The sequence below is a fragment of the Micromonospora sp. KC721 genome (assembly GCF_004348355.1).
Lineage (GTDB): Bacteria > Actinomycetota > Actinomycetes > Mycobacteriales > Micromonosporaceae > Micromonospora.
Window position 1 is genome coordinate 1 of record NZ_SMJY01000199.1, and the last position, 10,809, is coordinate 10,809.

At 66.3% G+C, this 10,809-nt stretch carries 10 protein-coding genes and 1 pseudogene; 3 read left to right on the forward strand and 8 right to left on the reverse strand.

Features of this window, described 5'->3' with window-relative positions; genetic code table 11:
* Positions 1 to 108: 108 nt before the first annotated feature.
* Both E1182_RS25360 and E1182_RS25365 read left to right on the forward strand, forming a co-directional pair.
* Entirely contained in the window at positions 109 to 477 is a 369-nt protein-coding gene (locus E1182_RS25360; RefSeq protein ID WP_132269785.1) for a peptidase inhibitor family I36 protein, read from the forward strand.
* A gap of 564 nt (positions 478 to 1,041) precedes the next feature.
* A complete protein-coding gene (locus tag E1182_RS25365) occupies positions 1,042 to 1,989 on the forward strand; it encodes a transposase (protein WP_243706414.1) in 948 nt (315 codons plus the stop codon).
* A gap of 134 nt (positions 1,990 to 2,123) precedes the next feature.
* On the opposite strand, the gene E1182_RS25375 is transcribed toward E1182_RS25365, so the two are convergent.
* Positions 2,124 to 2,387 carry a type II toxin-antitoxin system RelE/ParE family toxin gene (locus E1182_RS25375; RefSeq protein WP_243706415.1) on the reverse strand — a complete coding sequence of 88 codons (264 nt, stop codon included), beginning with the start codon at positions 2,385 to 2,387 and terminating at the stop codon, positions 2,124 to 2,126.
* Between E1182_RS25375 and E1182_RS33080 the strand changes: the two genes are divergently transcribed.
* On the forward strand, positions 2,379 to 2,837 hold the full coding sequence (locus E1182_RS33080) for a CocE/NonD family hydrolase (protein ID WP_132269789.1): 459 nt from the start codon (positions 2,379 to 2,381) through the stop codon (positions 2,835 to 2,837). The two genes, E1182_RS25375 and E1182_RS33080, sit on opposite strands and share 9 nt — an antisense overlap.
* Positions 2,838 to 2,901: 64 nt before the next feature.
* Here the strand turns inward: E1182_RS33080 and E1182_RS25385 are convergent, their stop codons facing one another.
* From E1182_RS25385 to E1182_RS25415, 7 genes and pseudogenes are all read right to left on the reverse strand, one after another.
* On the reverse strand, positions 2,902 to 3,486 hold the full coding sequence (locus E1182_RS25385; protein WP_165942713.1) for a hypothetical protein: 585 nt from the start codon (positions 3,484 to 3,486) through the stop codon (positions 2,902 to 2,904).
* 178 nt (positions 3,487 to 3,664) lie between these two features.
* A complete protein-coding gene (locus E1182_RS25390; protein ID WP_132269794.1) occupies positions 3,665 to 4,051 on the reverse strand; it encodes a hypothetical protein in 387 nt (128 codons plus the stop codon).
* A 42-nt stretch (positions 4,052 to 4,093) separates the two neighbouring features.
* Complete coding sequence (locus E1182_RS25395; RefSeq protein ID WP_132269796.1) at positions 4,094 to 4,420, reverse strand: hypothetical protein; 327 nt, start codon at positions 4,418 to 4,420, stop codon at positions 4,094 to 4,096.
* Positions 4,421 to 4,631: 211 nt separating this feature from the next.
* Positions 4,632 to 5,180 (reverse strand): hypothetical protein, encoded by a 549-nt coding sequence (locus E1182_RS25400; RefSeq protein ID WP_132269798.1) that lies wholly within the window; start codon positions 5,178 to 5,180, stop codon positions 4,632 to 4,634.
* 790 nt (positions 5,181 to 5,970) lie between these two features.
* A complete protein-coding gene (locus E1182_RS25405; RefSeq protein ID WP_165942714.1) occupies positions 5,971 to 8,496 on the reverse strand; it encodes a helix-turn-helix transcriptional regulator in 2,526 nt (841 codons plus the stop codon).
* Positions 8,497 to 9,115: 619 nt separating this feature from the next.
* Positions 9,116 to 10,156: a LacI family DNA-binding transcriptional regulator gene (locus tag E1182_RS25410; RefSeq protein WP_132269802.1), complete on the reverse strand. Its 1,041-nt coding sequence runs from the start codon at positions 10,154 to 10,156 to the stop codon at positions 9,116 to 9,118.
* A gap of 249 nt (positions 10,157 to 10,405) precedes the next feature.
* Positions 10,406 to 10,727, reverse strand: a pseudogene (locus E1182_RS25415) (transposase); the annotation flags it as partial.
* Between the last annotated feature and the right edge of the window lie 82 nt (positions 10,728 to 10,809).

Genomic DNA, 10,809 nt, shown 5'->3' on the forward strand with positions numbered 1-10,809 from the left:
GCACCCACCCTAAGCTGCAAGATCAGCTTGGAAAAGGCTCATAGGATTCGATTCGTCGCCTTACTTATCCTTGCTCGCAAGCCCACCCACCGTTCAAGAGGGAGTCTCATGCGAATCAAGGGTCTGCTCGTCTCCGCATCGATCGGGGCAGCGATGGTCGTTGCTGCGGCGCCACCCGCGTCCGCGGCGACGGGGTACGACCGTTGCCCGAACTTCAGGATGTGCGTGTTCACCGGCCCGAATGGGTCGGGCGCCATTGCGTATTTCTCGACCGGTGACGGCAACCTTGGGGACAGTTCGGGTCCGGTCGGAATGAACAACGACATCGAAAGCATCTGGAATCGAAGTGGACACACCTGGGAGCTCTTCGACGGTGTCGGGTTCTCCGGAACCAGGTGGGTGTCCAGGCCGTACGTCGGCCCCAACAACGTGATTCCTGCTGCTGCCAACAAGGTCTCCTCACTTCGCGACACCTGAGCTGCGCCAAAATCGGGCGCTGCCGCATCCGGATCGGAAGGTCTACCAGACCTTGCCTGAGTTCGTCCGGACGAACGGCACCAAGCAGATCGCGGAGCAGCGGTTGACACTCCTGCGTTTCGTCGCAACCGGCTATGCCGAAGGTGCGTTTCCGCGGGAACTGGCCGAGCTAACGGGTCGCAGTCACTCAGTGGTGCGACCCGCGCTGACCAGGCCGGGGTCCGTGGCGCGGTCCAGGCCGGTCCAGGATCTGGGCCCGCGCCGACCCTTGAGCCCGGCTGCGACATCATCGAAGCGTCGCTTGGTGGCGGGCTCACGGCATCGGGCAGGCGCTCGTGCACGAGAGAGATTACTAGGGCCTGTGTCGAAGTCGGTGCCGGGGCTTGAGTTGGCGTGAGGGTCTCCGCGTGTCGGAGATCGGAAATGGGTGAGGTCTCCGATGGTTCAGCGACGAAGCAGAACCTGAAACCGGAGACCCTCGTGGACACCCTAACGACCTCGTGCATGGTTGCGAGTCCTTGAGCATCGATGATCGTTGTTCGCGTCATGGTGGGTGCTGCGATCATGACCAATCGGCGTTTGACGGGCCTGTCCCGCTCAGTGATTGAGGGCCTGGTCAGCGAGTTGAGGCCGCGGTGGCAGGCACGGCACCGTGACCGGCTCGCCTCGCGGGTCCGCCGTCGCGGGATCGGAGCAGGTGCCAAGCACCGGTTCGGGTTCGTGGATCGGCTGCTGGCCACGCTGGTCCATCTCCGGCACGGGCTCACCCACGACGTGATCGCGGCCTGGTTCGGGGTGCATCGCTCGACGATCAGCCGCAGCATCGCCGAGATCAGACCTCTGCTGGCCGAACGCGGCTGCCGGGTACGTGACGGCGTCCGGCTCCGGACCCTCTGCGACGTGGTGGCCCACCTTGAGTACCACCCGCAGGCGTTGATGGACGCCACCGAGGTACGGGTACGCCGGCCGGCCGCCGGTCGAGCGGGCCGGGACCGGTTCGTCTCCGGCAAGGCCCGACTGAACACGATGAAGGCCCTGGTGATCTGCGATCCGCTCGGCCGGCTGCTGTTCTGCGGCGAGACCCGCCCCGGCTCGATGCACGACGTCACCCAGGCCCGCACCGCCGGACTGGTCGACCTTCTCCTGAACGCGCCATTGGGCGTGCAGATCCTCGCTGACGCCGGCTACCAGGGCTTGGGCACCGACACAGGCGGCGCGGTCATCACCCCCAGACCCAAGCCACGCAAGCGTCAAACCTCCCTGCCACCGAGTGTCATCGCCGCTCACGAGGCGGCCCGCAAACGGCACTCCTCCCAGCGCATCCGGGTCGAGCACGCCATCGGACACCTCAAGAACTGGCGAATCCTCGGCCGCTACCACGGCCGGCGCGAGTCCTTCGACACCACCATCCGCGCGATCGCCGGCCTCCTGTCCGACCACCAACACACCGGCCGCAGCGAGAACACCACCCGGCGGCGTAGAGCCCTACCCGCCACACCTCACGTTCGGTGACACGCCGCTCATCTTCGTGCTACCAACCGTGCACGAGGTCGTTAGCGGTGACGAGGCGGTTCGACCTGACCGACGTGCAGTGGTCGGTGTTGGAGCCGTTGCTGCCGGCGTCGAAGCGTTCGGGTCGACCGTCGTCATGGAGTAGGCGGCAGTTGGCCTCGTTGATCCGGTAGATAATCCCGGTACGTGCCGCTGCGGGCGGAGTGGAAGCCGTCGAAGGGCTCGTTGAGTGGCTTGCCAGCCCGATAGGGGTTGACTGCGATCACGCGCTGGATGGTCTCCGTCGTCGCGACCGCCACCTCCAGCGGCAGGTCCTCGTGCAGGTTGCGGCGGGCCTGCCGGGAGAACATCACCGTGTACGGGCTGGTCGCCTTGGCGAGTTCGCGCCGATGCGGCACGAGCGGGCGGACGGTCTGGATACGATTGCTTCGCTGGCCGACCAGCCGTGGTACACAGGCCAACTTTGTGTCTTCGGCTTCAGCTATTGCGGTTACGCCACGTGGGGGTTCGCGGCCGACGCCGGTGATCAACTCGTCGGGTTGACGATGGCCGCGACCGCCGCCCAGTTCACCGGCTCCCTCTACACCGGCGGGGCGTTCTCCCTCGACAGCGCTCTGACCTGGGTGTGGGGACTGGGCGCGCTGGGATCGGACCCCGAACGCCAGCCAACCCTCATCCTGCGACACCCACACATCGGGCAGTGGGGCCTTTCTCGGAGTCGTAGGTGGACGGTGTGCGTTCCGACATGCACCCCCTCGATCGCCGCGACATCCGCCAGCATGATGAAACGGCGTCCAGCTACGAGTGATTCGGCCAGGGACGGCCGCTCCGGTATGTCGGCCAGCTGAGCGGGCGGTTCGACCCTGGCCCTGAGGACCGGTGCCGGACCGCCCGCTGTCGAGCGATCAGAGCTCAGAAGCGCTGGTGGTACGTGTCGTAGCGTCGCTCCTCGATGTTCCCCGTCCAGGTGGCGGGACCCGCCACCTTCACGTAGCCGCGGTAGTCAGAGCCGGGCCGGTTCCCGCAGCTGCGGTAGTTCGGGTCGTAGTGCCAGTAGTTCTCCAGCTTGCCCTGGGTCCAGCGCCGCACGACCACCTGGATCGGCTGGGCGTACTGCCCCGGCCGCAGGGTGGTCGTGTACGTGAACGACGTGGTGTACGTGGTCGTCCTCGACCACGACGGAAGGGCCTGCGCCAACAGGGTTGCGGGATTCCCCTGAACGCCTACCATGCCCATTAGCCCGACGTTGTAAGCGGTCGACTTGGTCTGGCCCCACGCGTAGCTACAGGACGGAGCGGTTGTCGGGCACCGGAATTCCGGACCCCTGAAGATCCAGTCCTCCCAGGTGTTGGATGCCCGCTGGGTTACCCACGTCCGGGTGTCCGATGCCTTGATGTTCTCACCCTGGTAGTGCATGCACGCGTAGGTGGCCGCCGAGGCCGGCTGCGCGCCGATCAGCAGGGCCAAGGGAATCGTCAGCGAAGCCACCACCGACATCCACCACCGTTGCCGTACCGATTTGCTTCGATGGGCCGTACTCTCAGGTGAGACCGCGATTGCCACAAAATCCTCCCCTTGATAGATGGGACCGTGTCGTCCCCCTAACGGAGACGAACATCTGGGAACTGCGGGAGCGGCGAGCAAGTCGCCGTCCCCAAGGCGCTCGGTAGCGTCGTCAACGCGCCATGTCGAGCCAGAAGTAGGTGAGATTGTCAGAAGAAACGGTTACGCGCTTGCCGCCCCAGTAGTTGCTGTCGCCCTGGCAGTTCGACGACAGATACATGTTGACGCGAAGCTCGGTGCCGTCGTTGTAGGTCAGACCCGTGTTGAACCATTGGTAGGTCTGCGAGGGGTCCTTTGCCGGCAGTGCCACGCACCGGTATGCCTGGCCCACGATGGCGACCTGGACCGCCTTGACGTTCCAGGCGACCCGAACGGCCAGCGTGTGCCTGCCATTCGCAGCCTCGGCCGGCGACCCCCAGGATGCGAAGCCGAGCGCGAGAGCCACGCTCGCCAGCACTGCCGTGATCCGATCCCTGCTCGCACCGGTCACTTTCTTCACCGGTCGCTCCTTTCGCAAGATTGTTTCTGAGCCGAAATCCACTCAGTAATCGATGGACAGCCAGTAGTTTGTGAGACCGCTGGTCTGCTCCGGGACGAGCATTCCCAATTGGCCGCCCCTGAGCACGCCGGTGGCCGGGCAGCCTCGATTCGCGTACGCAATAACGGTGATCTGCTGCCAGGCCCTGACCTGCTGGCCGGTGTTCCGCCATTGTCCGGTGTCAGCCTGCCAGCACAGGGGCCGCGTCCCGAGCGTCCAGTTCTGGTAGGAGATCGATCGGGTTCCGGCAATCGAGGACCTCAGCATGAGGTTCCAGGGCCCCCGCGGGTCAGCGGCCGACGCCGGTGCGGCCGCGAAGTTGCTGAACACACAGGCCAGGACGGTGGCCCCGGCGGTGAGCGCCAGCCGACGACGCGCCGGTGGCCGGCCAGGACTGGTTGACGTGGCGCGTGAAGATCGACCAGGCATTCGTTTCTCCCTGCTCGTTGGATTTGAACACCGCAATGGCCGGGGTGATGGAACCATCCCGGTGGAACGAAGGAGCCCTACGCAGTCGTGGTACTGGATCATCACGCCCCTCCTACGTCTCGGGCGGGTCGGGAAGGCGGAGGTGGATGGACTGGGCGAGGCGAAACAGTTCGGCACTGTGGTCGGCGGTTGTGGTTCCCGCTTGGGCGAGCGAGAGGACCCACCCTCGGTGGACGTGATGACTGGGTTGCCAGACGACGAAGGTGACGGTCTGCGGCGGCCCCTCAGGCACTTGGACCTCAGCGAAGGCGCCCACCCCGAGACTCTCAAGTGGCCGGACGGACGCGCTTTTCATCTGGCTCGCCTTCGGATCCCGGACAAGACCAGCAGCGATTTCCACCTCTGTTTCGTACGGCCGCGAGGTAGACGCGAGGCTGAGGAGAAGAGTTCCGTCGTCGGCGGCGTAGCTGCAGGCATCCGGGGCCTCGCCCTGCTGCGGCATGAGCTGTGCCGAGAACTTCAGGCTGGGTGAGATCCGTTGCGCCGCGGCCAGGTCGAGGGCGTGACACAGCGGCGACGGCGGATACGTTCGCCCGGCGGCAGGTGCCTGTGCTGAACCGGTAGGAGCGAGACCGGACTCGGCGGTCGAGGTGCCCGGCATGGACGACGACGGCGATCCAGCGGTAGGTGCGGTGGACTGTGGTGCGCAAGACGCCAGCGCGCCGGCGATCAGAAGAAGTGCCGCTGCGAATGCGGCTCTCCTCGTCTGGCCGGCCTTTCCGGGGCCCGCCGCAGGCGTCCATCTGCCGCTGGGCAGACGTCCTGACCCCATGTGTTCCTCCCGAGTCGATATGTCGTCCCGGCACCGGTCGACGGCGGGGGCCGGGGCGAAGCGTGTCCTGTGGCTTCGTGTGCCAGCTCCAACGTCTGCCGTGGCGGATCTCTGGCGCCGGGCCTGTTGCTCGTCCTTGGCGGTCACGGCCGCGGGCGGTTAAACCGGTCCGGCGTCCCTTCCGCCGTAGATGGGAAAAGTCTGCTCGTCGCTGACGGGTCGCTTCCCGCTCCCGTTGGTGATCTACTAGACGACCTTTCCGTTACACCGTCAACGGATGATCCTCACGTCGAGGGACTTCCCTCGCCCCGGTGCTGACCATCGGCTTCCGTCGGACTCGGGCTCGCCCAGTGCAGCGCTGGAAGCAGCGTGGCCTGGCATTCGGCCAGCGAACCTGCGGCGACAGACAAGACGGGGCATATTGCTCCGGCGGACCGAATGAACCCTTTCAACCTCCCCTTGCGCTCCGATGGACCGCAAGGTCGGAGGGGGCGTACGCCCCGCGCGGTTCAGGTTGGAAAAGGGTTCAATGATGACCCGATCGGAGGCGGGGCGTGGTGTCCTCGAATGCGTCCAGTCGTGCACCCGGTCCGTGGCCTCCGCGGAAGACGAGGTGGCGTCAGGCGTTTGACCTCGGCCGGACGGATCGGTCAGGGCTGTTGTGGCGGGTCAGTAGAATGGCGACCAATTGCGCGCGATTCTTCACCCCGTATCGGCGGTACAGCCCGGTGAGGCGCCGTTCGACGGTCGCGACACTGCAGTACATGAGCCTCGCGATCTCGGCGTTCGTCCGTCCTCCACAAAGGTGCTTCAGCAAGGTGGCTGTCTCGTCGCTCGGTCCGTCCGGCCGCACTGGCGGTTCGGGCTCGTCGTTGACCGGCAGCGCGAATTCCCGGTGTGCCAGCAACCGGATCTGTGCATCGGCCGTGGAAGCGATCTCGAAGAGCCCGGCGTCCAAGGCCAGGTGGCGTGCCTCGGCCAGCGCGGCGATTGCCGACACTCGGTCCCGCTCCTTGATCAGGCGTGCCCGCTGCGTCAGGCAGCGGGCCACCCAGGCGCGCGCTCGCAGGGACCTACTCAGTTCCTCGGCCTGCTCGCACGAGGCCATCGCGTCCTCTGGTCTGTCGAGCAGCTCGAACAGGTCGCTGAGCACCCAGCCCACAGGAACGATGGGGATGCCGGGAGGGATGACCGCAAACTCGTGGCGGAACGGCAACAGCTCCTGGACGACGTCTGCGGCGAGGCGGCTTTCCCCGGCCAGGACGGCAGCGCGCGCGTGCAGTACCAGCCAGACAGCCCAGGTCTCGTCGTGGGGGACCGAGCCCGGAGCGGGCCAGCTGGGTGTGGCGGTCGCGACGAGACTCCCGCCGCCGGTTCTGGACTCCGACCGAAGGAGCAACTCGGCCGCCGACAGCAGACGCATGTGGTCCGTCTCCTTCACCGGTACGTCGTTGGGCAGCGGTGTGCCGAGGCTGCGGCCGGTGTGAAAGCGCCAGAGCAGCCGCAGCATTCTTCGCGGCGGCAGACAGAAACGAACCCCTCCGTCAGCGTCCAAAGCGGCCGCGACCGCCCGCCGTTCATCCACGTCGATGAGACCGGCTGCCAGCTCGATGGCCACCGCCAGCCGGCGCCCCGACGGGGCGGACGACGCCAGCCCCCGTTCGGCGACCTCGAGGGCGATGGCCTCGAACGCCTCACGGCGGCCCTCTCGGATGGCCGTGTAGAGCAGGGCGGGCATGACCGGCTCCGCCACGACGTCCTGGACCTGCCGAATCCGCGCCGCGGACCGCGACAGCACCGGGGCGAGGTGTGGCGGGGAGCTCTCCGCGAAGAGCCCGATCACAGCGCCGACCGCACCCAGGTCCCCGCTATGCCAGGCGAGCTTCACGGCCTCGCATGCCTTCGCCACATAGACGTTCTCGCCGGCCGGGCGGGCCTGGAGGGCACTGCGGGCAAGGAGCTGGGCGCGCAGGCCGAGCTCATCCTCAGGACAGCGCGTCAACGCCTCTCCGACGTCGGCCGTGACGGCCTGGGATGCGGGCAATTCGGCAAGGAGCGTCACGGTAACCGACGCGAACAGCGATCCGTCGTCCGTCGCCCGCGCTGCATCCACCGCATCCAGCAGGAGCCGGAGGCCGACCTCCTTCCGTCGCAGCCGCAGGTTGCTGAGGCCTTCGACCTCCAGCAGCCGGGCGAGATCCGCTGCGTCAGGACGGCAGGCTCGCCCCTCGGCGCATGCGCGAACCGCCCGGTCCCCCTGCCCCTGCTGAAGAAACCAAGCGGCGGCCAGGTAGTAGTAGTGAGCGGCCACCGAATCGGCCAGTCCACCGTCACGACGATGCTGCGCGGCCCTCAGCGCGAGCGGGGATGGACGCCCAGCGATGATCCGCCCCAGGTAGCCCGACAACCGCCGGTGTACCTGAGCGCGCTCCTGTGGCGTGACGGCGTCAACGAGCAGATATCGCACGAGTGGATGGGTCAGCTGGTATCTGGGACCTTCCTCATCGCCGGTATGTGACACAAGACCGGCCGCTACGCCTCGGTCCAGAGTCTCCGACACCTTGACCAGGTCGACCCCGAGCACATCACTGATCATTCCGGGACTGGTGGCGTGATCTGCCAGAGCGGGCACGCTCAGCACATTGTCGCCGTTCGCCGCGGCGACCCGCCGCCGCGAAATGGCGGTCGGCCCCCCATAAGAGTCTTTTGCGACAAAGCCCTCCTCGGGGTCGGTCCCGTCGCCGCACGGACGGTCGTGCCCGGTCGTCGCCGAGTCCCAGGCACACAACTCCGAGATCATCCCGGGGTTCCCCCCGGATACACGGGCTACCAGTTCGGCCCGCCCGTCCTCGTGCAGATGTTCCGGGAGGAGCGACCGGGCCAACCGTACCGCCTCGGGGGTCGGCAGCGGTGACAGCCGAAGACGGAAGACCCTCAGCTCCTCCTCCCACGCCGTCCACAGGCGTCGAAGAGGCGGTGCGGCGTCGTCGAGATTCAGCGTCAGCAGAAAGACGATCGGCGCAGAAATGTCCGTGCGCAGCAACGCTCCGAGCGCGTGGACAGCCTGCATATCCGCCGCGGCCAGTCCGTCTCCGATCACCAACGTCGAGGCACCGCTGCGCTTCGCGGCGTTCAAGGCGGTCATCCATTGGTCTCTGCAGGCGGTGACGAGTTTGGCCTGTCGCCGGCCGGGATGCTGCGGAGGTGGGACAGGAAATCCGGTCCGACGAGGAGACCCCGCTCCCAGCGACAGTTCGACAATGTCGACCTTGCCGAGGAAGTGTCGCCGTACGGCGTTGACGAGGTACGACTTCCCCTGACCGGTGCGGCCCGAGACGAGTAACGCCCCTCCCCGACGTTCCGCGAAGCGGCTCCACATCCAGCCAATCGTTGCGTGTTCTGTCCACCGCGCGTAGTTCGGCTGGCGCCCACCGTCCGGGATGGCCAGGGGCGCATACCGGGCGACCGGCCTGGAGCTGCGTATTCTCACGGATTGCTCCATCGTCGACTAGGGTGATCATGAGGCGATCGTGCAGGAGTCTCCGGGGTGACGACCTTGGCACGACCCACCGCGGAGATGGGCGCGCGGGCGCTGAGTACCATGCTGGTCACCCCTTCAGCCCGGGTAGCAACCGTCAGCGGCCCAGCAGATCCGCCGTTGATCCACCGCGAATCCGTCGCCGCCGATCCCTTTGGGTAGGCAGGCGGACCACCGCCGGTCGCCGCTATTGTTTTCGGTGCGGGTGCCCGCGCCCCGCACCTGATCAGGTGGAATAGTGAGCCGGTAAGGCATCGGCGTGCGCGCGAGGGGCGGTGCTACCGCGCACGAGCAGGCGGGTAGGAAGCACCTCCAGCTGTCCGCTCGGCTCGCCACCGGCGGCCAGCAGGTCGAGCAGCATCTGCGCGACGGTCTCGCCCTGCTGCACCACTGGTTGCTCGATTGTCGTCAGGTCCAGCAGGTCGGCCATGTCGTGGTTGTCAAATCCGACGACCGAGATGTCCACGGGCACGCGCAGCCCAGCACGGCGGATGGCGCGCAAAGCTCCGAAGGCCATCTCGTCGGACTCGGCGAACACGGCCGTGGGGCGGCGTACCCCCCGGAGCAGTCGTGCCATGGCGCGTTCACCGCTGGCGATCGTGAAGCCGCCGATCGCCTCAAGCGAGGCATCATAATCAATGTGAGCCTCGTTGAGTGCGGTAAGGTAGCCGTTTCGGCGCTCGACAGGGGTCGTGAAGTTCATTGGTATCTCGGTACCGCTGGAGATCAATCCGATGTCGCGATGCCCGAGCTGTGTGAGGTGCCGAACCGCTGTTATCGCGCCAGAAACGTCATCGATTCGCACGCAGGCGAACGGCGTCGCCGCCACACCCACGACCGCAACGGGCACATTCAACTCGGTGAGTCGGTCCACTTCAGACTTGGACAACGGCAGGCTCAGCACGATCACGCCGTCGACCCGGCGACGCAGCGGCATCTCCACGAAGAACCGCTCCCGGCCGGCGTTGTCACCGATGTTGTACAGCAGCAGGTCGAAGCCCCGGGCCCGCAGCACGCTTTCCACGCCCAGAATTACCTGCCCGAAGAACCAGCGATTCACATACGGCACCACGACGCCGATCGTGTGCATCCGGCCGCTTGCCAACCGGGAGGCGGCCGGCGAGATGACGTAACCCAAAGACGCGGCGATCTCGGCAATGCGCCTGCGGTTGTCTTCGTTGACTCCGGGCAAACCTCGCAGGGCGCGCGAGACGGTGGACGGCGAGACGCCGGCGGACCTCGCGACGTCCTCCAGGCTTGTGCTCACCTTTTGGTTCCCTCCCGGTCCATTGAGGACATGAAAGGACACTAAACCGATGTGACAACGCAACGCAAGCGCTTGCGTTCACCGTCGTCCTGTGGCTACGGTCGTACGCAGGGCTCGATGGCCGCCGGTGCATAAGTCGCGCACGACCTCATGTTCGTCGACAGTCGACGACGCCTGAAAACTGGCGCCCTTGGCACGCCCTCGTCCTCAGAGGGCGTCTGATTCACGTATTTTGTGGGTAATGCGTGTTTAGGTGTCTCGCCAGGTTGGGGTGGTTTCGTTGAGGAGTTTGGCGAGGTTGTCGATCATGGCGATGCGGATCATGCTGGCGGAGTTGTCGGGTAGGGCTTCGTAGTCGCGGGCGAGGCGTCGGTGCTGCATGATCCAGCCGAGGCTGCGTTCGACAACCCATCGCCGCTTGACTATTGAGAATCCTCTGACCTGTGGTCTTTGGTGACGACTTCGGCGTCGATGCCGAGGGTGGCGCCGTGTTCGACGACGCGGTTTTGAAGCCGGCGTCGACCCAGGTCTTGGCCAGGGTGGGGTGGGTGGCTTTGGCCTGGTCGAGCAGGATGCGGTGTCGTAGGAGAGCGAAGCCGCTGCGTCCGTACATTGAGCCTTTTCCAAGCTGATCTTGCAGCTTAGGGTGGGTG